We start from the raw sequence: 24,272 nt of genomic DNA, 5'->3' as shown, positions 1-24,272 counted from the left end.
GGGCTGATTCTCTATCGGCATCGAAATACGCAAATTAACCAATTCCTTTGCTTATTTAAGGAAAACTTCCCAGACCTTTTGCTTTTCCGCAAATTACCGGAAAATACCCTGCAAATCCGCGCACCGAAAGCTGCAGGGACCCGCGCTTAGCGGCTATCATCATCACAATAGGCGGTAGGCGGGGCCTCCAAAAGACTGCTATCATTTTCACTAATGCTGCAGGCTACCACATACGTTATAGGCCGGGGAGGCTTCATGGTCCCGTTTTTTCACACGCTGCCCAGAAGCATTTATTTTCTGCTCCTTGGGGTCGTCGTGGCCCTCGGCGCGCCTTTGGGCTGGTGGCTTTGCGCGAGTTTCGTTCCGCCTGAGCATCTGGAGGACGCGGTCTACCTTTACATGGCCGTGGGGACGACTTTGACCTTCGGCAGCTTTGGTTTCCTCATGGGCCATTCCCAGGATCTGCTTTATAAGCTGATTGAAAAAGATTCTTTGACCGTCCTTCTGAATCAAAAAGCCTTTTACCGGCATATGGAAGCCTACTATCAGATCGGTCTTCGCTATAACGATTCGATCGGCATCATGATGCTGGACATAGATCACTTCAAGCAGGTGAATGACCAGAACAATCACCTCGTCGGCAGTGATATCATCAAGCAGTTCGGTCAAATCCTGGCGGTGATGACGCGTGAAACCGATATCGTGGCCCGTTACGGTGGGGATGAGTTCATCATCGGCATACCGCGCGTGGAAAACGCGGCGGCGGCGCTGACGCTGGCGGAGAGGATTCGTTCCACCATCGAAGCGCGGGTTTTTTATTCGAGGGGCTGCAAGGTGCAGGTGACCATCAGCATGGGACTTGTCGTCAGTCTTTGTCAAAGTTCCACCAGCATTGATCAGCTCGTTCAGGAAGCGGATCAGATGCTCTACAAAGCAAAGCGCAATGGCCGCAATCGCGTCGAGTCCCTGGTCAAAGCGGGAGACAAGACCACGGCCTCGGCCTCCTGATCAGAACTCATCGCCCTGCGGAGCCTTGCCATTGGCTGGCTTTGTCCCCTGCAGACTCAGCACGTAAGCCGTCACCGCTTCCACCTTCGCCTGGCCCAGAATCGGTCCCCAGGCCACCATCCCCATCGCGGGAATGCCTTCACTGATCGAAGTCAGTATCATCTCGGGCGTTCCGCCATGAATCCAATATTTATCCGTGAGGTTGGGGCCGACCGTGCCCTCGCCCTGCTGGCCATGACAGGGCGAGCAGTGCGCGGCATAGAGCCCTTTGCCGTCCTGAACCAGCTTGGGATCCTGCAGGCGAACGGCCACATCCTCGGGGCTCAGGGCCACCTGCTCCCGCGCGGCCACCAGCTGTTCATGCGCTTTGCGATCCTGCAGCAACTCGTCCTGGAGCGAGGGCTTGTTCAGGATATGAAACCACATGAAATATCCCAAACCAAAGATCATCGAAAAATTGAACAGAGCCACCCACCACGTCGGCAGGGGATTGTCGAGCAGCTCGATGCCATCGACTTTCTCGGGACGGAGTTCATCCTTGTTTTTCCGATCAGCCATCCTCTGTCTCCGCAGGTGATTAATGTTTCAGATCCGTACCCAGTTTTTGCAGATAGGCGATCAGGGCAATGATGTCCGCATCCGAATCCACTGCGATCTGAGCCTGGGCGAGGCTTTCCCGAATCTTCTGCGCCTCGGCCTCGTAAAGCGCCCAGGGATCATCAGGACCATAGGCAACGCCCAGTTTTTTGAGCGTCGCATGACGGAGGTTAACCTCATCGCGGCTCACCTTGCTCGTTACGAGACGCTGATAGGAAGGCATCAAGGAACCTGGGGCCACGGTTTGCGGCGTCACGAGATGCTGATAATGCCAAAGGTGAGGATACTTCCCGCCTATCCGGTAAAGATCAGGTCCGTGACGCCTTTGTCCCCAAAGAGCAGGACGATCCTGCTGATATTCCCAGAGCTGCGAGGCCGGACCATAGCGCAGCTCTTCCTTCAGGGCGACGCGCACCACCTGCGTGTGACAGCTGTGGCAACCCTCGCGCATATAGATATCGCGACCGTGCTGGGCCAGTGGCGTATAGGGTTTGAGTTCGGTGCTTTGATCCGGCAGCGGCAGAAGAAGGGCGAGACTGCTGCCGATCAGGAGTATGAAGATCCCGAAGGTCAAAGGCCCAAGCTTTCGCTCCCAGGCTTCCCTGCGATTCATGGGCTCCGGCAGGGTCACGATGTCCAAAGACGCTTCGGTATCCTGTAATTTGCCGAGCTGCGCTGTCTTGAAAAAATTGAAGACAGCCAGCAATGTACCCAGCAGGAAAAGGGCATTGCTGATGAGCCTTACAGTATAAAAACCCTTGAGCGAATGAATCGTATCCAAAAATTCCGGCTGCACGAGCAGACCGTCCTCCTGGACCGCGAACCAGCGAAAACCTTGAACCACACCGCCCACACCCAGAGCGATCAGCATCAGTATAATGCTGGCAAGCGTGATCCAAAAATGGATCCGCCCGAGCGTTCGACTGTAGAGGCGCTGATGCCAAAGACGGGGGACCAGGGCATAAGCCATTCCGAAAATAAAGGATCCTATCCAGCCCGACAGGTAAAGATGGGTTTCCGCGCTGATCCAATCGCTATACTGAACAAGCAGGTTCACGGATTTGAAGGAACTCAAAGCTTCCACGCCCACGCTCAAACCATAGGACGCAAGGGCCAGCGTGAAGAAAAGAAGTGCAGGGTGCCGCAGCCACCTGCGATCCTTCCAGCCGATGGTTCCCACACCATTGATCACAGCCGCCCATCCCGGCGCCAGCATCATCAGGCTGAAAATAAGACCGAGTGACTGCATCCATTCAGGAAGGCTCGTATAGAGCAGCTTCGAAGGTCCGGTCCACAGGCTGAAAAAAACCAGGGCCCAGAACTGGAGGATGGCGAGTCGATAGGAATGAAGCGGTTTTTTCACAAGCTTCGGTATGAAATAATACATAAGACCGAGGGCAGGAAGCGTCAGAAAAAAACTTCGGAGATTTTGCGCGTACCAGAGCTGTATCATGGCGTCGCTCAGCCCTACAAAGAAGGGATAGCTTTTGAAGATTCCCGCTGGCATGGCCAAGGCATTGACGATATGCAGAAGAGTAAAACCCATAATCCCGGCAGCGAAAAACCAGAGGGTCACATAAAGGAAAGGCACCTGCCGGCGCCCGACCGTCATGAAAAAATTAAGGCTGAATAAAGCCCAGACGATCACAATCAGAACATCCAGCGGCCATTCCATTTCCGCCAAAGGCCTCGCCTGCGTAAAGCCGAAGGCGAGTGAAAGAAGCCCCAGCGAAAGCACGAGCTGCCAGCCCCAAAAATGCCCGAGGGCAAGGTGGTCGGACCAGATCCGGCTTTGGCAGAGCCTCTGCAGCGTGTAATAAATGCCTGCAAAGAGAGCATTCGCCGCGAAACCGAAGACCATCAGGTTGCTGTGAAGGGGACGCAGGCGTCCGAAACCCAGGAAGGGAATTTCGCCCTGCAAAGGCCAGAACTGAAGCTGCAGGGCTGCGTAAAAACCGATGAAGAGGGCCAGAAGGCCCCAACCAACTGTCGCTTGAAGGAAACGGCCGGCGATACGATCATTGTAATGCACCAAAACAGGAGCCCCCTCAACGTCGCGCTATAGGAAAGTCCGATCATTATAGCGCAATCGTGCGGGGGATGCCTCAGTGTTTGATGATCCCGTGTTTTTCGAGCCGGTAGCGAAGGGTGTGGCGCGAGATGCCGAGCAGCTCCGCGGCCTTGGTTTGGTTATTGCGCGCCCTTTCCAAAGCCTGCAGCAAAAGATCGCGCTCCAGGTCTTCCAGGTTGATGCCCTGTTCGGGCAGGACCATGGGACTCGGCCCGGCCATGGAACTGCGCCCGGCCATGGAACTATGCCCGGCCATGGAACTATGCCCGGCCGTGGAGTTCGGACCGCCGTGATCGTGGCCGTTCCTTAGGAACTCATCCTCATGATGATGCGTGAGCGCGGGCTGGCAGGACATCGGCTCGATCACCGGGTCGAGTTCAATATGCTGAGGCAGGATTTCCGTAGGCGCATGAAACACGAGGGCGCGTTCCAGAACGTTCTTCAATTCGCGCATGTTCCCGGGCCAGGTATGCGAGCGCATTTTTTCGCGTGCCGAAGGACTCAGATCCGGTGGCGCGATGCCCAGGTCGAGGGCGATGCGGCCCACAAAAAATTCCGCGAGCCCATCCAGGTCCTCCATGCGCTCCCGCAGAGGCGGCAGGTAAACCGGCAGGGAACTCAAACGATAGTAAAGATCGCTGCGGAAATTTTTCGCCTGGATCTCTTCCAATAGGTTTCTGTTGGTAGCGGCGACGATGCGCGCGGAAAAGCTGATATCCTTGGTGCCGCCGAGTCGCTTGAAACGCCTGTATTCCAAGGCTCTCAAAAGCTTGGTCTGCAGCTTCATCGGCATCTCGCCCAACTCGTCGAGGAAGATGGTCCCGTTCTGGGCCAATTCGAAAAGCCCGAGCTTGCGATCACGGGCATCGGTGAAAGCACCCTTTTCGTAGCCGAACAGTTCGCTTTCCAAAAGCGTTTCGGGAATGCTCGCGCAGTTGATTTCCACAAAGGGACTGTTCGCGCGATCCGACCATTCGTGAATGGCGCGCGCGGCCAGCTCCTTACCCGTCCCGCTTTCACCCAGGATCAAAACCGTGTTGGCTTTGGATTTGGCAATGCGTTCCAGTTGACCCCGCACGCGTTTCATCGCCGGGGATTCCCCCACCATCTGCAGGGGCTCGCGCACCACCTCATGGCCGGTGAGCTGACTCACCTTCTGCCTCAGAAACGATAATTCCGCCCCACGATTGACCGAGGCCACGAGGGCTTTCATATCGAAGGGTTTTTGCAGGTAATCAAAGGCCCCAAGCCGCAGGGCATCCACCGCGGATTCCACCGCGCCATGCGCGGTGATCAGGATGATGGGCATATCCGGTTTTTCAAAGCGCCATTTTTTAAGCAGCTCCATCCCACTTCCATCAGGCAGCCGCAGATCGCAGATGGCCAGATCCGGGTTGAAGCTCGTAAAGTTTTCGAGCGCCGTCCGCAGCGTGCTGCACGACATGACGTCCGCACCGTTCGACTTGAGTTCCGTCTCGATGCTCCATGCCAGGATCTCTTCATCATCCACGATCAGGATCCGCGTCCCGTTCAACGCATGCCGGGGTAATTTGCCTTTGGACATGAGTTTGACTCTCCTTGTGATCCTGCTTTATTAACAAGAAGCATACCACGCGAGGCCTTTCAACTTTACGCCATAAAGTTAGGCTCTTACATCATAGTGTCAAATATTCTGCGTGTTTTCACGCAAAATGCTGTGCGTTCTCGCACGCCCCTTTCCCCCGGTCAAGTCGATAATATGACTTCCTTTCTCCTGCGGAATGCTCTAAGAAACGCAGGTTCTGGTGATCTTGTGACAGAAGTGGCCCCTTGGGTTTCCCAAGCCACGCAGGATCTTATGACAGGAGTTGCCCCATGCGTTCGTTCCTTCTTTACTGCCGCGCCGGATTTGAAAAGGATTGTGCGGCCGAAGCCCATGATCGCTTTGCTGAAAAAGGCTGGAACGGCTATCCTCAAATCCATGAGGGGCAAGGTCTTGTTGTATTTCGCGCCGAGCCCTTCGATCCCGAAGACAAGTTCATCCAACCGCCTTCCGGTCAGGATTTCGTCTTCGCGCGGCAGATGGTCGATGACGTGCAGCTCGTCAAAGGCCTGGCCGACGGCGACCGGGCAGGCCCTCTGGTCAAGGCGCTGGCAACACTCGCGCCGAAGGGCGTTTATCGCGAGCTTCGCCTCGAATACCTGGAAAGTCAGGAAGGCCTCGGCATCGCGCCTTTTTATAAAAAATTTAGTCCGGCCCTTTTCAATGCTCTGAAGCGCCAGGGCCTGAAGCATGACCGCAATGAAGCACGCGCTCCCATCCTGCACATCCTGATGCCGTCCTATGAAGAGGCCTGGGTGGGCCGCAGCTCGCCGTCGCGTTCCTCGCCTTGGATCAACGGCATTCCGCGCCTGAAATTTCCGAAGGATGCGCCGAGCCGCTCGACCTTGAAACTCGATGAAGCCTTTGTCACGCTCCTGAATGACGAGGAGCGCGTGAAGCTTCTCGATAGCCCCGGCACCGCGGTGGACCTGGGTGCCGCGCCGGGCGGCTGGACCTTTCAGATGGTGCAGCGCGGATTTTACGTGACGGCCGTGGATAACGGTGACATGGATCCGACCCTGATGAACACAGGGCTAGTCGATCATAAGACCGAGGACGCCTTCAAATACCGGCCTAAACATTCCGTCGATCTTCTGCTCTGCGATATGGTCGAACGCCCCCAGAAGGTCATGCCGCTCATGGCCCTTTGGTTCAAGGATAAACTCTGCCGCTGGGCGGTCTTTAACCTGAAACTTCCCATGAAGAAACGCTTCGAAGAATACGAAAACTGCCTGCAGCAATTCTGGGAACTGAGCGGCCTGAATCCCGATAACTACGTGCTGCGTGCGCGCCAGCTCTACCATGATCGGGAAGAAATCACCGTCCTCGTTCGCCCAAAAGTTCTGGGCCGCGGATAAACCGCTTCATTGCGACAGGGAACCCCGGTCGGGAGGGCCATGGCACAGGCCTTGCGTCCCGCCTTTCTCGTAGTTTCTCCCTGGGAAAATGATTATAGTCCTTCTTCCATGCCGCTTGATCGGAGTGATAAGGGGGATTTTTTTCATGTCTCAGGATTACCTGCACTATCTGCAAGGCGAAATTCAAAAGCTGAAAGACACAGGGCTCTATAAACGCGAGCGCGTGATCACCACCGCGCAAAAGGCCCGCATCGAGGCGGAAGGCCGCAGCGTCATCAACCTTTGCGCCAATAACTATCTGAGTCTCGCCAATCACCCCGAACTCATCCAGGCCGGCCGTGACGCGCTCGAACGCTATGGCTACGGCATGGCCTCGGTTCGCTTCATCTGCGGGACGCAGTCGATCCACAAGGAACTGGAGGCCAGCATTGCCTCGTTTCTGGGCATGGAAGACAGCATCCTTTACAGCAGCTGCTTCGATGCCAACGGTGGACTCTTCGAAACACTTCTGGGGCCGGAAGATGCGATCATCAGCGATGCCTTGAATCATGCCTCGATCATCGATGGCATTCGACTTTCGAAGGCGCAGCGCTTCCGTTATGCAAACAACGATATGAACGATCTGGAAGCGAAGCTCAAGGAAGCCTCGGGCTGCCGCTTCAAACTGATCGCGACCGACGGCGTCTTCTCGATGGATGGCTACATTGCCAAACTCAAAGAGATCTGTGATCTGGCCGAACGCTATGGGGCCATGGTGATGGTCGATGATTCCCACTCGGTGGGTTTCATGGGCGCCAAGGGCCGCGGCACACACGAACATTGCGGCGTGATGGGCCGCGTGGACATCATCACTGGCACGCTCGGCAAGGCGCTTGGTGGAGCCTCGGGTGGTTATACGGCTGGCAAAAAAGAAGTCATCGAGTGGCTGCGGCAGCGTTCGCGCCCTTATCTTTTTTCCAATACCCTCGCCCCTGTGATCACGGCGACCTCGATCAAGGTGCTGGAGCTTCTGAACCGATCCGACGACCTGCGGCAGCGTCTGCACGCCAACAGCCGTTATTTCCGTGAAGGCATGAGCAAACTCGGCTTCAAACTCCTGCCGGGCGAGCATCCCATCATTCCCGTCATGATCGGCGACGCGGCCCTGGCCACGCGCATGGCCGATGCTCTTTTGAATGAAGGCATCTACGTGATCGGCTTCTCCTATCCTGTGGTGCCCCAGGGCCAGGCGCGGATTCGGACCCAGATGTCGGCGGAATTGAGCCGCGAACAGCTGGATCAGGCGATCAACGCCTTTGCAAAAGTCGGACGACAACTCGGATTGATTTCAGGTTAGGATAGAAGACTGGTGCCTTGATCCAAAGGATCTGAGGCGCCAGGATCTTGAGAAGGGAGAGAGAAACCGTGACGAAACTTATGCGCGCTCTGGTCAAACGTCATCGCAAACCCGGTCTTTGGATGGAGGAGGTTCCCGTTCCCGAGCTGGCGCCTGATGATGTTTTGATTCGCGTGAAGAAAACCGCGATCTGCGGCACCGACCTGCATATCTACAATTGGGACGCCTGGGCCCAGAAAACCATTCCGGTGCCGATGGTGACCGGCCATGAGTTTGTCGGCGTCATTGAAAAACTCGGTTCGAACGTGACCGGCTATAAGGTCGGCGATCGGGTTTCCGGTGAAGGCCACATCACCTGCGGCCACTGCCGCAACTGCCGCGCGGGCAAGCGCCACCTCTGCCGCAACACCATCGGCGTCGGCGTCAACCGTCAGGGCTGCTTTGCCGAATACCTCGCGATACCTTACGGCAACGCCTTTAAAATCCATGACTCCATTCCCGATGATGTGGCGTCGATGTTCGACCCTTACGGCAACGCCGTGCATACCGCCCTTTCCTTCAACCTCGTGGGCGAGGATGTGCTCATCACCGGCGCAGGACCGATCGGGATCATGGCGGCCGCGATTGCCAAGCACGTAGGCGCTCGTCACGTCGTGGTCACCGACATCAATGATTACCGTCTGAACCTGGCCAAGGAAATGGGCGCCACCCGCATCGTGAATGTGGCCCGCGAAAACCTGAGCGATGTCATGCGCGAGATCGGAATGGTCGAGGGCTTTGACGTAGGCCTCGAGGTTTCCGGTAACGCCAAGGCCTTCCGCTCCATGCTGGATACCATGAACCATGGCGGCAGCATCGCGCTGCTCGGGATCTTTTCCGAGGAAGTGGCAATCGACTGGAGCGCGGTCGTATTCAAAGGCCTTTTCATCAAAGGTATTTATGGTCGCGAGATGTTTGATACCTGGTATAAGATGAGCGCCATGCTCCAAAGCGGCCTCAATATCGCCCCTGTGATCACGCATCGTTTCAAGGCCGAGGATTTTGAGCAGGGCTTTCAAATTCTGAATGCCGGTAAGTCTGGAAAAGTGATTCTGGACTGGACCTGAGGATTCCCGCCTCCCTGGCAAAGGGGGGCTTTCCTAAATTTTCTGAAATTAAGAAAATGCGAGTCCGGAATTTTGCTCTTTTACTCGAAAGCAGCTTCGTTCTTACGGTCTTTAATACCCGCGGAATAGACCTGCTTTTTCCGAACCTTCCCCCAGCACCTCAAGTTTGCCCCAAACAGCTTCCCAAACAGGCTTTTGTAAGTTACGGCAATTGGCCGATTAACCAAAAAACCGCATTCAAGCCAAAACCCCTTTGTGGCGATAAGCATTTCAAGCCAAGCACTAGGGAGAAAAAGCATGACCATGAACTGGTCCGACAAGCGCCGCGAGTTTCGCTTCCAGCTGAAAGGCAGCTTCGATGGCTATAACTTCGCGATTGGCGCCCACAACGTCGCCGTCGAGCCCATCGACATCAGCCGCAGCGGGTTGGGTGTAATTGTGGACACTCATCTGAATCAAGATGAGGAGGTTGAACTGAAGATTCACTTTCCTGATTCCCGCCCTCCCGTCACGCTGCATGTTCGCTTCCGCACCTCGGAGCGCGATGCGGCAACGATGAAGGCCCGGACCCGCTGCGGTTTGGAGCTGAGTGATAAAGACAAGCGTCGCGGCATTGATCTGATTGCCTTGCTCAGCGGCACTCCCAAGCTTCGTCTTTTGTGCGCAAGCTAAGCTGAATCTCGGGTCGAGACAACAATAGAGTTTTCTTGCCCCTATCCGTCTTTCAGCTTTTTGGTACGAACGTGCGATAGATCCCCATCTCTTGTGAACAGAGCCCGTCCCACGGGCTCTTTTTTTTTGCTATAATCGGAGGCATAACACCTGACCAGGACGCTCCATGCTGATCGCACGCCTCGCCCTCCTCTTTTTTCTGATGGGGCCAGCCTCGGCCCAGGATCAAACTCTGACTTTGGAGAGCATCGAGGAACTGGAACAAAGCATGCACGCCGCACCCTTGGTCGTCGGAAAGCGGCTTGAAAAATATCTGCAGGACGCGACTCCTCATGACAATCCCCGTCTTTGGCTGAAAGCGCTTTTTGTTCATATGCTGCTGTTTCAGGGTGATCTGGATGCCCCGGAGTCCATGGCGCTGCAAAAAAAATGGATGGAAGAGGCCCAGGCCGCGTTGCCAGGAATTCCGGAGAGCCGGGAAAAACTCGAATATGAAATGGGTTATCTGAAGCGAAGGGTGCGCGAGCGCGGGCTGAGTGATCGTATCGAGGAACTGGATGCTCGGTATGAGGCCCTCCTCAAAAAATCCCGCGCCATGCAGCAGCCGACCATTACGAGCCGGCTGCTGGGAGATTACGCAGAACTCGCGCTGAATGAGCAAAAAATCGAGAAGGCCCTGGAACTTTCCCTGGCCGCACTCGAAGAACTCAACGCGGCGGTTTTCCCGGAATGGTCGCTGGCGCGCCCTTCGGTAAAGTCCATCGTGGCCCTGGTTTTCCAGGAGGCCGGACGCGACGCTGAGTCCCTGCGGCTTTATCAGGAGATTTTAGCCGAAGCCTGCGAGGGGAAGGACAATCCCTATTTCTGTAATCCCATCCTGACCAATATTGCCTTTGCGTTGGTGACTTCCAAGGATCGCGAGACCTATATGAAGGCCCTCAGCTATCTGGATCGGGCCATCAAGGATGCGGAAAGAATCCAGGATCTCTGGACCATCGGGATCGCGCGGCACAAAAAGGCCCATATTTTTTATCGCGAAGGTCAGTATGAGGCGACGATCAAGCTAGAGTCCGAAGCCTACGCTATCTTCGTCAAGATCAAGGAAACCGAAAGGGCTGTGAATGCCCTTATTTTCAAGGCGATGGCCCTGAATAAACTGAAGCGCTTTACCGAGGCCATGACGATACTGGACCAGGGCGAAGCCATGCTGAAAGCGGAAGGCAAACCGGCCTTCAGCAATCTTCTGGACGCCCGCACGAATGCGCTGGTGGGGCTGAAGCGTTTTGAAGAGGCTTTTCGCCTGCTCAATGAAAGTTATCTGGATATGGAGAAGATGCTGTCCGAACGCTCGCAAAAAAGTTTCAGCGAGGCGGCGGCACGGGTGGGTTTGCAGCTGGAGCAGGAGAAAAACAAGGTTCTGGAGCGCGATCAGAAAATCGCAGAACTCCGTATCCAGGAAAGCGAGCGCCTCCAGCAGTTTTTGATCATGGGTCTTCTTCTCGCCACCCTTGTGATCCTGGTGAGCCTTTGGGCCGTTCTTCGTTCGCGCGAGGTGCGGCTCATCAAGAATAAGCTGCAGAACATCCTCGACTCCATTGATGAAGCGATCCTGATCGTCGGTTCGGATCTTAGAATAAGGGGGCCGGTTTCGCCCTTTCTACAGCATATTCGGCAGGACGATCGGGATCCGGTCGGCACCGATTTCATTGAGTCCGTCCTTCATGGCAGCATGCTCTCGCAGGATGATTGCGCCACGATCCGGCACTGTCTGCTGGCCATGTTCGGCGAGGAGCGTCTGGCTTTTGACCTGAACGTGGCGCATCTGCCTTTGGAACTTGTCAGAGCCCATGGCCCTGAGCGGCGTATTTATACCATGCATTGGCAGCCGATCTTTGACGGTCACCACCATCTTCGTTCCATGATCGTCAGCATGCGCGATGTCACCGAACGCAAGGTCCTGGAGCAATCCATGCGGCAGGAGAAACGAGAGCATGAGCGGGCGGCTCAGTGCCTTTTGGAATTGTCCCGCGCGCACTTCAGTCGCGTGACAGCTCTTTTGGAGCAGATGGAAGCGATACTGCCCAGGACTGAGATTATTACAGTTTCGCCCGAGCTGCTGCGATCCATTCATACCTGCAAGGGCGTGGCGCGAGGGCTTGGACTTTCACTTCTGAGCACAGCTCTTCATAGCTTTGAAGACTCGGTTCAAAGAAATGCGCCCGAAGCCGAGGGACTGAAAGAAAGCATTCAGGTCTATCGCAACCTTTTGAAGCAAATCGGTTCAGGCCAGAGCCCGACTTCGCAGGAGGCTTCTGATCTGGCTGGGGTTTGGCATCACGTTCAGACGGCGATGAAACAGCGTCTGAAAGAGGAAGGCCTTTCATGGGCAGGTTGCGTTGTCAGGGATGATGTTCCCCGCTGGACCGACGGAAGCCTGCGAGTCCTGGAGCAGTGCCTCATGCATGCTCTGAATAATTCCATTGATCATGGCTTTGTCTTTCCAAGCAGGCGTGGTGTGAAGGTGGACTCACCTTATTTTGAAGTGGCTGCAAACTCCGATCATGACGCAGCGCATATCATAATCCGGGATAACGGCGCGGGTTTGGACTGGGAGGGACTGCGGGCGAAAGCGCGGGAGATGAATCAGGATCCAGAGGGTGATCTGACCGAAATTCTTTTCATGGATGGCTTTTCCACCGCGCAGTCCGTATCGGAAACGAGCGGCCGCGGTATGGGGCTCGCGGCCATTCGGGCTCTCTGTCGTCAGCAGGGTGGCGACGCTCGCCTCAGGGCACGTTCCGACCGCAGCGGAACGGAACTGCATCTGACTCTTGGGTTTCATTCTCAGCAGACTCATCCATGGCTGGCTACAGCCTGATTGCGCCTTACGGCTTCCGGTGATAGACTGGCTGGCATATGCTTTCACCTTGCGCTCTCACTGTGGACCCGAATGTGCAGAAGTTATGGGCTCAACTTGCAGCCTTGCTCTTGGCTACCCAGGCCTTGGCTGAGCCTTTGCGCATCGGATATATCGACTATCATCCTATAGTTCATAAAACTGACAAGGGGCCAGTTGGCTACCTTGTCGAGTATATGAAGCCCATCTTTGCCAAGGCTGGTTATACCCCTGAGTGGCGGGACCTGCCGACCCATCGGGCTTTGATCCAGCTGCAGCAGGGGCAGCTTGATGTCTTTCTCACGCTCTTGCATACGCCCGAGCGGGCCCAGCAGATCAACTATAGCGAGGTGCCCATATTTCAGGCTCAGAGCGCGGTCTGCAGCAAGCCTGGGGCCTTTCAGGTGCCTCCCCGTTCTCCGCTTCGCATCGCGCATTTTCTCTCGACTGTCATTCCACCCGCCCTGCAGGCCCACGAACTTGTTCCCGTCACGCCCGAGGAGGTCACCCAGCGCATGCTGACGATGCTGGATAAGGGGCGGATTGATGCCATTTATTATGTTTATCCCGAAGTCCTGGCCCTCTCCCTGGCGGCGACCAACACACGGTTGGAGCTGGAATGCCGTGTTTTCCAGGAATTTAGCATGCATGTGTACCTGGGTATTTCCAAAAAGCTGCCGGCGGATCGCCAGAGGCGGCTCAATGAGGCTCTGCGCAAGGAAAAGGCGCTGCATGATTTTCGAACATACATCGATAGTCTTCTGAGAAGCGCCAACGTCAAGAATTTCCGCAAAGTCGATGCCGTTGCGCGTGATTTTGAGATCGTGAAGAAGTAAACCCCGCATCCAAAAAATCCCCCATGTTTTCCACTGGAAAACATTTTCAGGTCCCTGAAGCTTTCCCGCTCTATCCGCCTTCGGCTTTTTCCCTTACTTTCCAGCCTGCAATCGGAATGGAAACATCTTACTTTCGGAGTCATTCATGAAAATGAAGAAAAAAGGTTTGAATGCTGTTCTCGCACTCGGTATCGCTTTCACGCAGACCCTGGCCATGGCCAACCCAGCCATTGACGGCAGCGAAGTCGTCACCCAGGACGATTCCCTTCTCTTTACCGAAACGTTTCAAACCGTCTCTTCCTATGTGACGGAAAACGGCGACGGCACCCTGTCCGTCGAGATCCCCGCCGAAGTTTTGGAAACCCTCGATCAGGCTGTGTACGCAGACCTCGTGGCTTCGCTCGCCGCGCACAACGCCTCCACGTCCACTAACGAAGGCCAGGATCAACTCAGAATCCCCTTTGCCAAAAAACTGATCATCATCGGTCTGAAACACGGCGGCCCCGTAGTGAAGAAGATCGTCTCCAAGGTCAGCCCCAAGGCCGGGAAGTGGATTGGGAAGTATGCGGACAAACTTGCGAAGTTTCTTGAGGACCTGGAAAACTGGGCCGAACTGCCGATCATCACCTTCCTGGTGAAGAACGGTGTGCCACCGGCGGATGCGAAGATCATGGCGGAGATTATTGTGGCTTTGCTCTAAGCCGAGACTAGTCAATCGGGAGTATTCTCCCGATTGAGCTTATCGAGCAAGCGCCTGACTTTTGCAGAATGCGGCCTGTTTTGGGTAGGTTTCTTGCGTGTAGTGCAAATATATCCGCAGAGCTTCGCAAGTCTTGTTGATGATGTGTTTCATAGACTGAAGTTTATAATGAAACATCTCTGATTCTGCTGTCTCCACGACAAATTCATTCACTCCGGGAACAGCAGCTATATTCCTAATAGCTTCCGTCAACGCGGGCGTAAAACTTACTGCTGGAAACTCCGGATTCTTGATATCCCAGATTTTCAATTCACCTCCACTAGACCCGGACACCAGAAGTGAGGATTTGCCGATAAGAGCGATATCCATTACTGCATCGGAATGTTCATAAAAGGTTAAAGGCAACATATCTTCTGTATTCCAAATTACAACTCGAGTATCCTGGTCTGACGAAGCTGCCAGATACTTTAGGTCGTCGGACAACACCGTTCGCTGATTTTCCCTCGGAAGAGCTGGTACAGACATAATCGGCTCACTTAGTTCATTGAGCCGCCATATCTTGAGCGGCTTTTCACCGCGTGCCTCAGTTGTATAAAGGCGCCCAAGTTCTTTATCGTATGTCAGCTTCGCAATCGGCTGGTCAACAAGCTTAACCTTCTTCTCAAAGTCTGGCTTTTCTTTTCCGTTAAGTTTATAGAAGTGAAGTTCACCTTTGTTCGAACCAACCAGAAGTCTGTCAGACAGTATCAACGTGCTTGTAACTGCATCTCCGATATCCAGAACATCGATCAGCCTGGGTGGATTTTCTGCGAGGCTCCACACCAATATATCATTCTCAATGCTGTGACAAGCATGAATAAGAACCAAGTTGGCCTCATCGAATTGAAATTCTCTGGGGTCTCTTATCTCACCGCATCCCCCAAATTCTGCAAACTGCACAAAGTCGCCTGTTTCGCTTCTAGTCCAAGCTCTGACATGCCCACCTGTCAGGCTGGGTTGCGCCAAGTCTTTTTCTTTTGACCCGCTGAACATCCAACGCCCAGACCTGGTGATCATCCGATCACTGGAAAACTCAATAGTGCCTGCTGGCAGTTCAGAACTTAATACGGATTTACGAAAGGAAGCCGACCCTGGCTTATAGATAAAGGCCGCAATATCATTGGTACCTGCCAGCCACACTTCACTTCCTAGAGGGGTTCCATCGTCATTTGCAAAGCACGGCATCGCTTCCAGAAGCCGCTGGGATTTCAAGCGATCGGGTTGATTAGAATCATAGTAATAGTAGCTACAAAACGGAAATCTATCGTAGGTATAGGTAATGAATAGATGCGTATCCGAATCTAGAACCCTTATGCTATCTGAGCTAATTGAAAAATTCGGGATGAGAGCAGGATCAAAATCCAAGGCTTTTCTTCCTTCGCTCTCAAAGAGAGACCATCCCTCAAGGCTGTTCATCTCTAGATTTTTCATCCAAATACTGCGTGCATCCTCTGTTAAACGAACCACACTAGGAACGATGTTACTGCTCCAAATATCAATGGGGAGAAGTTCCGAATTTGACTCTACTAATTGTTCGCCCGCTTGATAATAAGTTATCTTGTTTTTATGACGCGTAGTAACAATAGCAAGCTCTGCATCATCTTTAATGAAACGCACTGAAGAAACGTAGTCATCTTCAAAGTTGAGTTCTTGAACTTTGACTTCATCGCCTGTGAGCTTACCGTAATGAACTCCACTAATAGTAAACCAAAAAAATTTGGTCCCATCTTTGGACACCTGCCAGCCACTCGGCAAATATCTGGGCGCTGGCAAGCTCCTCTCCAGCAATGTTTGCGTGTCAACGAGAGTAGCCTTAAAAAAATAGTCTTTGCCTGTTTCGAAAACACCTTCAATTGAGACAAATTTTTTACCATGCGCGATCGGAAAGGCAACCTTAGGATAATGATTGAGGAGAGCGACTCGCAAGGGAACTGCGACGCTAGGTTCCATCCAGGGTCTATGCATGGTCAAAAGAATCGAAGATTCAAGCTGATCGCGTTCGAACGAAGTTGGGAGGTCTTGCCAGTCATGATAAATATCCAACGCCTCTAGCATAGAATATGGAGTATACCGATAGCCATCACGGTCAAGATTAGAAGCCTGCTTGGTTGCTTTGTTTATCAAGTGCAATCTGGCATTTTGCTGTTCAATTAAGATCACCATCGGCTGGGACCATTCCGAAACATTTCCCGCTCCATCAACTCCTCGGTAGGCAAGCTGCCAAAAGCCCTTACGCGACTCAAAGGGAACTGGGCGGTCCGCAGGAATACGTACTGGTTTATCACACAGAGGAAACAATTCATTCAAGTTACCTAGATCCCACTCAGACAGCTTGTGATAGCATATGTCGAAAGATTGAAAGTCATCAGCAGATGACGTAAACCGCACATCCTGATCAGAACTCAACGCCACAAAAGGGCGCCCTTTATAGGCTTTGTTCTGTCCTTTGGCCAAGGATGTGCTGATAATCGGACCTGTATAGTCAAACTTTACAGAGCAGATTTTCGCAGTTTGTTCACCAGTACGAAAATTATTGGTGACACGAATATCAAGCTTAATTTCCCCCTCGGGAAAGACGCCAGCCAGTTCAATACTCTGCAACATGGAAAAATTCTGTCTAGGCCAGGTTTTCTGTATTTTGTCAGATTCTATCGAGAAACTGATTTCATACCCTCTCAAGTCGTGCCCGGCCTGACTGTCCAGCACGGTGCGCAGATCTAACTTTCGTCCAACTTCATAAGCCGGGCAGACAGGCTTAAGATTCTCCCCTGATATATCCTGAAGGCTCAATACAGTGGAACCACGTACTTTTGAAAAATCCAATATTAAGCCTTCCGGCTTCTCACGGTGACGTATCAGCCAAAGGCCAGGTTTGTCCAAGGCAAGACAACCCTTGCTGCTAATATTCAAAGCCTGAGTCGATTCGCCTTCAAGGGAACGGTACTCCAGCATCGCCAGTGGCAGAGGATTTCCAATGGCGTCGACGAATTTCACATATGGATCCTGCCACTTGACGTCGCTTCCACAGTCCAGGCGCACGTTTGTAATAGTGTTGGTTACTCGCTCGCACCCCAACGAGCATACACATACAATTGCAAGTATCAGGGATAAGGTCGCCGCGCTCCAAGATTCGTGGAAGGTCGATCGCAAAATACTTTGGATTCGCTGATGAGACGATGACAGGAGAGAAATCAAACGCATTGTATCAACTCCGCAAGCACAACTTCAACGAAGGTATACTTGCAGAACGCTTGCCAGGGAATAAACAAGCAAAAGTCTCCTAATTTTTAATATTCCAAAGTTTAAACAGAGGGTTACACGCGCCAGAAGAAACACTAAAGTTAGGTCGCGGAACTGGTTTCTATCCACCTGTCAGACCAATTGACACCCCTCCTGATAACTTTTCCCTTCATTCCTAAGATAAAAATCCCATATAATCACCTTCATTCGAAAACTTTCTGATCGGAGAAGTTCAATGGATTCTAAGAAATTGGGTATGTTCGCTGCCGCGGCTCTGACTGTTCTTGCTTCGCAGGCCAATGCTGGTGACAAGAAAGCTGCTCCAGCAGCTGCAGCCAAAGCCAGCGGCGAAATGGAATGCGTGGGAACCTGCGCACCAGGTTGCGGCGGCAAAATCCGTGAAGGCGTAAAAGATGCTGCTGCATGCAAAGAGGCCAAAGGCAACTGGACTGCGAAAGCTGCCGATAAGTCCGCAGCACCCAAAGAAGGCAAAGCTCACGGTCACGAACACAAATGATTCCACAAGGGGAGCCCTAGGCTCCCCTTTTCCTTCCTGAGGTCTCCATGCTGCATGAACTTGGTTTCGGGGTTGGGCTTCGTCCTCCGCATTACCCGGATTTTCACGCAAAAAACACTCCCAAAATCGACTGGCTGGAGATTATCAGCGAAAACTTCATGGGCATCGGTGGACGCCCACGCCGGCATATCGAAAAAATTCGCGCCGATTATCCGATTGCCACGCACGGCATAGGACTTGGCATTGCCGGATATGACCCCTTGAACGAGCGTTATTTGAAACTTCTCAAGGAGCTGATGGACTGGCTCCAGCCTGCCATGGTCACCGACCACCTCTGCTGGACCTCGTGGAAAGGTCAGCAGGCTTACGATCTTTTGCCTTTCCCTTTGAACGAGGAAAGCCTGAAGCATATCTCTGCTCGCATTCAAAAGGTGCAGGATGTTTTGAAACGGCCGATGCTGCTGGAAAATCCTAGCATGTACATTGATTTCCGTGCTTCGGACATGCATGAGCCTGATTTTCTCAACGCCTTGTGTGAACACACAGGTTGCGGCATTCTTTTGGACCTGAACAATTGCATGGTGAACAGCAAGAACCTCGGCTGGGACCCTGAACTCTATATTCATCGCCTGAAACCTGAATACGTGGGTCAATTCCATCTCGCTGGACATTCTGTAAACCCGGATATCTGCATTGACACCCACGATCAGCCCGTTCCTGATGAAGTCTGGAAACTTTATCGTGAGGCCATCAAACTCTTCCCGGGAGTTCCTAGCCTCATCGAATGGGATGGCAAACTTCCATCGCTCGCACGCCTCGGCGAGGAATTGGACACCGCCCGACAACACGCAGCAGAAGCGCAGACAGCGCCAGCACGCGAGCGTCAACCCCTTTCCGTTCCCGAGATTCGTGCCACATGTCATGACAGCCTCGAATCTCATCAGGCCAAACTCTTCGGAATATTGCGGCGGGAAGCGTCACACGATGCAATCACGGAGCTTTTACAGGACACCCGGGTCAAACCCGAGTTCGGCCTTGAGGCTTATCAAAACAACCATTTTCTCGGCCTTCTGGATGCCCTCCAGAAAAGTTTTCAAACACTCCACGCCATCGTCGAAGACGATGCGATGGCCGAAATCGTCTCCCAATACATTCGCCACATCCCCCCAGAACACTTCTCCATCAACGGCGCCGGCACCCAGCTGCCCACGTTCCTGATGGAGCACCCGATCGGCATCGACTTCGGTGTCCCCCAGGCCTTGATCGCCGAACTCGCCGCCTTCGATGCCGCGCATATGGAACTCGCTATGCAGCCGGACCCTGTGCATCCTCCGCTGGAGCTGGGCGTTCTTCTGCAATGGACCCCCGATGAATGGGACACAGCGAGCTTCGTTCTCCGCAATGAGCATCGTCTCCTTCATCTAAACTGGGACGTGCTCAGCGTGTATACAACCCTGCAATCTGGCGAAGTGCCGCCGCCGCCCGATCTGGCGACATCACCCATTCTGATAACGCGCAATGAAGAAGGCATCCTCTTCGACCACTGCCCGGAAAATATTCAGAACCTTCTGAAAGCCCCCGAGGGCCCGTTTACATTGGTCGATCTGGTTGAAATTTTTAAAAGCCCCGACATGAGCGATGAAGCCGCCACAGAGCTGGCCCTGGACGCGCTGATCACGGGCCTCAAGCGTTCGATGATAGGCCTCGCCAGCGTTTAAAAGTCAAATTGACACTAAAACCTCCTCATCCTTCTCTCACTTCTGCTACGGGATTCTGAGGAGGCCGGCCTTCGCGTATCCAGACTGCGACTCTTCCCTCGCCAGGCGGAAGTGCGAATGCTAAAGAATAACCTTCAAAGTTCCCCTCGTGCTGTTGGAAAAGGATCACCATGAATCGCTCCCTCAAGATTGCTCCGGCCTTGCTGGCCTGGGCTTTATGCGGCCAGGCCTCAGCGGCTTTTACTCTCGATCAGACCTTTGATCTCGCCGTCAAAAAATCGGAAAGCCTGACTCTTGGACAACTTGAAGTGGAACGCGCCCAGCAGACCGGCGAAGCGATCCGAACGCGGACCCGACCCCGCCTCCGTTTGAATGGTGACTTTGATCGCGTCTATTCCAAAGTGGGCAGCTCCAATATCCGCGGCGACTGGCAACCCTCTCTGCAAACCGAGTTGCGGCATCCCCTCTATGAAGGCGGAGGCATCAAGGCGCAGCTGCAGAGCGTGGAATACCTGACGACGGCAGCCCGCTGGGAATTGGAGGCGCAGAAAGAGCAACTCTATCTGCAGATCGCCGAACTTTTTTATCAGATCATCGGCAGTGAAGCCGACATCGGCAACCTCCACGAATCCGAACGCATCTACCGCGAACGCATACGCACCCTGAAAGCCCGCGCCCGCATCGGCCGTTCGCGTGATGCCGAGGTCCTGGCGGCTCAGACGCAGCTCGATGCCATCATCGCTCAAATCAAAGCCGCGGCCTCGCAAAGGGATATAGCGCAGAGACGCCTCGCCTGGCTTACCGGACAGACGCCACCTCTTGTCTTAACCGACCGACTGAACCTTGCTGACCTTAAACTCAACCCGACCCAGCAAAAAGTTTTGCCCACCGTGGAAGCCGCCAAAGCCCGCGTGGCCCTTGCGGAAAGCCGGATCGAGGAAGCCCGCTCCGTGAATAAACCCCGCGTGGATCTGATCGCTGCGCATGCCTGGAATTATCCCTTCCCCGATGGCGAACAGGCCAACCGTTTGAGTTTCGGTGTGGGGCTGACCTGGACGCTCTATGATGCCGGAGAAGTGGACGCTAACGTCCGCACAGCCGTCATCGAACGCAGCCAGGCCAACGTCACGCAATCGCTTCAAACCCGGGAAAATACCCTGATTCGTGAGCAGGCCGAGCAGGCCTTCCGCGATGGCCTTGTGCAGATCCGACTCTACGATCAGGCTCTCGCCGCCGCCGAACGCAACGTTAAACTTCAGCAGAATGAATTTGAAAATGGTCTTTTGACCAACCTCGAAGTGATGCAGGCCCTCGATCAACGGCTGCAGATCAAACGCAACCGCGATCAGGCCATCTATGACGCGAAACTCGCTTATGTCGAAGCTCAGCTGCAGGTCCGCGGTCTGCCGAAGGCAGGCCAGCCATGAATATCTCCGAACTCTCGATACGGAACCATGTCTTCACGTGGATGCTGATGTTCGGGCTCATCTTCTTCGGTGCGCTCGCCTATCGGGAAATGGGCGTCAGCCTGAATCCCGACGTGGATTTTCCCGTCGCCAACATCAGCGTGAGCCATCCCGGTGCCGCGCCCGAGGTGATTGAAAAGGATGTGATCGAACCCTTGGAAGCGGCTGTCGTCGCCGTTCCCGGGATCAAGACTCTGACCTCCGATATCCGCACCGGTTCGGGAAATATCAGCGTCGAATTCGAACTGGGCCAGGACATAGATATCGCGATTCAGGAGCTGCAGTCGCGCATCAGTCGCGCGCAGCAGTTTTTACCGAAGGGCCTTGATCCCCCTATTCTTTCCAAGAGCAATCCCGAAGACAGCCCCATCATGTTCCTCGCGGTGAAGGCCGGCAAGCTTTCCCCCCGTGAACTCATGATCCTGATCAAGGAACGCATTCAAGATCCCCTGTCCTCGGTCGTCGGCGTCGCCGAGGCCACCGTCTTCGGTTACATCGAGCCCATGATTCGCGTGGACCTGGATCTGAATAAACTCAAAGCCTATGAACTCACCGCCGACGATGTCGTGCAGGCGATCCAGCGCGAGCATAACGAGCTTCCCGCCGGGGCATTGACCCTTGGTGAAAAAGAGCAGGCCCTGCGCGTTCTGGGCGAAGTCGGCAGCGCTGAAGAACTCAAAAAACTGCAGATCACCCGCCGCGGCGGTGGACCCATCTATACGAGTCTCACGCTCGGACAGGTCGCGAATGTCTATGAAGGCACCGACGAAATTCGCCGTATTTCCCGCGTGAATGGCGAAACTACGGCCACGATCGGCATCAGAAAGCAGCGCGGTTCCAATGCCGTGGCCGTCGCCGACGCTGTGAAAGTCAAAATAGAGGAACTGAATAAGATACTGCCGGCCGGCACCAGCCTTGAAGTGAACTTCGACAGCACCTCCTTCATTCGCGAATCGGTCGAAGAGCTGGTGGTGACGATCGTTCTGTCGGCGGCCCTGACCTCACTCGTTTGCTGGCTGTTCCTGGGTTCCTGGATTGCCACCTTCAATATCATCCTGGCCATCCCCACTTCGATCATCGGCAGTTTCATCGTTCTGAAAATGCTGAATTTCACGCTGAACACCTTCACTCTCCTTGGTCTTTCCCTGGCCATCGGCATCGTGGTGGATGATGCGATCATCGTCCTTGAAAACATCTTCCGCCACCGCAGGACCGACAAGGATCCCGTCCGTTCCGCTCTGACCGGCAGCAAGGAAATCACGCTCGCTATCCTTGCCACCACAGCGGCCGTCGTCGCGATCTTTTTACCGATCGCCTTTATCAAAGGCATCGTCGGCCGCTTTATCTTTCAATTCGGCGTCACCATCTCGGTCGCTGTTCTTTTGTCCATGATCGAATCCCTGACCCTGGCCCCTATGCGCATCTCCCGCTTCAAAGGCGACGGCACGCGCCGCACGCGCTTTGGCAAGGGCTTCGAAGCTGCCATGGACTGGCTGGGACGCACCTATGGACGGAGTCTCGGCCATGCCTTGCGTTTCCGTTGGGTTTACCTCATCCTTTCTCTTCTGGCTTTCGCCGGCTCGCTTTACACCGTCAAAATCCTGAAAACAGAATTCGCGCCTCCTCTTGATGAGGGCCGGGCTTTCGTCTCGGTGAAAACCGCCGAAGGTTCGTCCTTGGAATTCACTGATGCGAAAATGAAAGAGGTGGAAGCCGAAATTCAAAAACTCCCCTTCGTGCAGCGTTATTTCTCGTCCATCGGCGGCTTCGGCGGCGCGGGACGCAATAACTCAGGCACCGTCATCGTCATCTTTGGCAAACCCAAGGAACGCGGCCCCGAGTGGAAACTCGAAGTCATCGAAGCGGGTTTGCGGGATGCCATCAAAAAAGTTTCCGGCGTCAAAGGTTTCGTGCGGGCCAGTTTCTCGCAAGGCATTGGTGGAGGCGGCGGACAGCCTGTCGAATTCACCGTCAAAGGTCCCAATGATAAAGAGCTGCGCAAGGCCACCAAGAGCCTGATTGAAAAACTCGAAGCCACCGGACTCTATACCGGCGTCAATGCCGATAACCTGAACGCGATTCCGGAAATGCATGTCATGCCCGATCGAGCCGCGGCCCTCCGCTACGGCGTTGACGTCGCAACCATCGCCAGCACGCTCAACACCATGTTCAGTGGAACCCGCGCAGCCAACTACTCCCAGGGCGGTCGCCGCTACCCCATCATGGTCCGTCTTCCAAAGGAAACGCGAAATTCCGTGGATGTGGTGAAGTCCATTCAGGTGCGCAACAATCGGGGTCAGTTGATTCCTTTGCAGTCGTTGGTGAAGATCGTCAGCGACGACGGACCCTTGACCATTTACCGTGAAAACCGGCAGCGCGGCATCGTCGTGACCTCGGGCCTTGCCCCGGGCGCATCCCAGGCCGCTGCCTTGGAACGCGTACGAACCGAAGCGGCCAGTGTCCTCCCCGCTGGATACTTTGTGGATCTGACCGGCTCCTCGGAAAGTTTTCAGGAATCCTTCCAGAGTTTTCTGATCGCACTCGCGCTGGGCATCATCGTGTCCTATATGGTGCTCGCCTCGCAGTTCAATAGCTTCATCGACCCCGTGACCATACTCATGGCCCTGCCCTTCAGCGTCTCCGGCGCGCTTTTAGCGCTTTGGGGGACAGGTCAGTCGCTGAATATGTACAGCATGATCGGATTGATCCTGCTCATGGGGATTGCGAAGAAAAACTCGATCCTCCTCGTGGAATTTACCCATCAGCTGCGCGAACAAGGTTATGGGCTGTATCATGCCATTCAGGATGCCGGGCGCCTGCGTCTGCGTCCCATTCTGATGACGACCCTGGCCACGGTGGTCGGGGCCATTCCCGCAGCCCTGAGCCTCGGGCCAGGGTCGGAAACCCGGATTCCCATGGCTATGGCTGTGATCGGCGGCGTGTTTTTCTCAACGCCCTTGACCCTTTATGTGGTGCCTATCGTTTACAGTCTCTTTACCAAAGAGGAGGCAACGGAGAGCGCTCCACTCTTTGGTCGCGACGCCCCCGCCGAGGTATGAAAATCTTTGCGGCCTTTTCCATTATCTTAAGGATGTCTCATTTGGTTTTCCTATACACTCATCGGCAGGCT

The 24,272-nt window shown here is 54.2% G+C and carries 16 protein-coding genes; 12 read left to right on the top strand and 4 right to left on the bottom strand.

Annotated elements, in window-relative coordinates; genetic code table 11:
* Positions 1–255 precede the first annotated feature (255 nt).
* Entirely contained in the window at positions 256–1,008 is a 753-nt protein-coding gene (locus tag VFO10_RS07755; RefSeq protein WP_325138734.1) for a GGDEF domain-containing protein, read from the top strand.
* Here VFO10_RS07755 and VFO10_RS07750 read toward each other — a convergent pair whose 3' ends face one another.
* The 3 genes from VFO10_RS07750 to VFO10_RS07740 all read right to left on the bottom strand — a co-directional run bounded on the left by VFO10_RS07750 (position 1,009) and on the right by VFO10_RS07740 (position 5,240).
* Positions 1,009–1,566, bottom strand: coding sequence for a c-type cytochrome (locus VFO10_RS07750; protein WP_325138732.1), 558 nt, complete (start codon positions 1,564–1,566; stop codon positions 1,009–1,011).
* A 19-nt stretch (positions 1,567–1,585) separates the two neighbouring features.
* Positions 1,586–3,637, bottom strand: coding sequence for a cbb3-type cytochrome c oxidase subunit I (locus VFO10_RS07745; protein ID WP_325138883.1), 2,052 nt, complete (start codon positions 3,635–3,637; stop codon positions 1,586–1,588).
* Positions 3,638–3,710: 73 nt separating this feature from the next.
* On the bottom strand, positions 3,711–5,240 hold the full coding sequence (locus tag VFO10_RS07740; protein ID WP_325138730.1) for a sigma-54 dependent transcriptional regulator: 1,530 nt from the start codon (positions 5,238–5,240) through the stop codon (positions 3,711–3,713).
* Between the two features lie 290 nt (positions 5,241–5,530).
* Here VFO10_RS07740 and rlmM point away from each other — a divergent pair, with 290 nt between their 5' ends.
* From rlmM to VFO10_RS07705, 7 genes are all read left to right on the top strand, one after another.
* Positions 5,531–6,616 (top strand): 23S rRNA (cytidine(2498)-2'-O)-methyltransferase RlmM, encoded by a 1,086-nt coding sequence (gene rlmM / locus VFO10_RS07735; protein ID WP_325138728.1) that lies wholly within the window; start codon positions 5,531–5,533, stop codon positions 6,614–6,616.
* 145 nt (positions 6,617–6,761) lie between these two features.
* Positions 6,762–7,952 (top strand): glycine C-acetyltransferase, encoded by a 1,191-nt coding sequence (locus VFO10_RS07730; RefSeq protein WP_325138726.1) that lies wholly within the window; start codon positions 6,762–6,764, stop codon positions 7,950–7,952.
* A gap of 80 nt (positions 7,953–8,032) precedes the next feature.
* Positions 8,033–9,058, top strand: coding sequence for an L-threonine 3-dehydrogenase (tdh, locus tag VFO10_RS07725; protein WP_349259351.1), 1,026 nt, complete (start codon positions 8,033–8,035; stop codon positions 9,056–9,058).
* A 297-nt stretch (positions 9,059–9,355) separates the two neighbouring features.
* Positions 9,356–9,730 (top strand): PilZ domain-containing protein, encoded by a 375-nt coding sequence (locus VFO10_RS07720; RefSeq protein WP_325138722.1) that lies wholly within the window; start codon positions 9,356–9,358, stop codon positions 9,728–9,730.
* A gap of 166 nt (positions 9,731–9,896) precedes the next feature.
* Positions 9,897–12,608: an ATP-binding protein gene (locus VFO10_RS07715; RefSeq protein WP_325138720.1), complete on the top strand. Its 2,712-nt coding sequence runs from the start codon at positions 9,897–9,899 to the stop codon at positions 12,606–12,608.
* Between the two features lie 74 nt (positions 12,609–12,682).
* On the top strand, positions 12,683–13,462 hold the full coding sequence (locus tag VFO10_RS07710; protein WP_325138718.1) for a substrate-binding periplasmic protein: 780 nt from the start codon (positions 12,683–12,685) through the stop codon (positions 13,460–13,462).
* A 145-nt stretch (positions 13,463–13,607) separates the two neighbouring features.
* The gene (locus VFO10_RS07705; RefSeq protein WP_325138716.1) at positions 13,608–14,162 is read left to right on the top strand and encodes a hypothetical protein; all 555 of its coding nucleotides are present in this window, start codon (positions 13,608–13,610) and stop codon (positions 14,160–14,162) included.
* A 39-nt stretch (positions 14,163–14,201) separates the two neighbouring features.
* Here VFO10_RS07705 and VFO10_RS07700 read toward each other — a convergent pair whose 3' ends face one another.
* On the bottom strand, positions 14,202–17,195 hold the full coding sequence (locus VFO10_RS07700; RefSeq protein WP_325138714.1) for a hypothetical protein: 2,994 nt from the start codon (positions 17,193–17,195) through the stop codon (positions 14,202–14,204).
* A gap of 481 nt (positions 17,196–17,676) precedes the next feature.
* Here VFO10_RS07700 and VFO10_RS07695 point away from each other — a divergent pair, with 481 nt between their 5' ends.
* The 4 genes from VFO10_RS07695 (at position 17,677) to VFO10_RS07680 (ending at position 24,201) form a co-directional block, all read left to right on the top strand.
* A complete protein-coding gene (locus VFO10_RS07695; protein ID WP_325138712.1) occupies positions 17,677–17,958 on the top strand; it encodes a hypothetical protein in 282 nt (93 codons plus the stop codon).
* A gap of 47 nt (positions 17,959–18,005) precedes the next feature.
* Positions 18,006–19,676 (top strand): DUF692 family multinuclear iron-containing protein, encoded by a 1,671-nt coding sequence (locus VFO10_RS07690; protein WP_325138710.1) that lies wholly within the window; start codon positions 18,006–18,008, stop codon positions 19,674–19,676.
* A 170-nt stretch (positions 19,677–19,846) separates the two neighbouring features.
* A complete protein-coding gene (locus tag VFO10_RS07685) occupies positions 19,847–21,103 on the top strand; it encodes a TolC family protein (protein ID WP_325138708.1) in 1,257 nt (418 codons plus the stop codon).
* Positions 21,100–24,201, top strand: a complete 3,102-nt coding sequence (locus VFO10_RS07680; RefSeq protein ID WP_325138706.1) for an efflux RND transporter permease subunit — start codon at positions 21,100–21,102, stop codon at positions 24,199–24,201. Before VFO10_RS07685 ends, VFO10_RS07680 begins: the two co-directional genes overlap by 4 nt.
* Positions 24,202–24,272: the final 71 nt, after the last annotated feature.

This window comes from Oligoflexus sp. (genome assembly GCF_035712445.1).
GTDB lineage: Bacteria > Bdellovibrionota_B > Oligoflexia > Oligoflexales > Oligoflexaceae > Oligoflexus.
The sequence above is the reverse complement of the archived record's forward strand: the minus strand, read 5'-3'. Positions and strand labels throughout refer to the sequence as shown.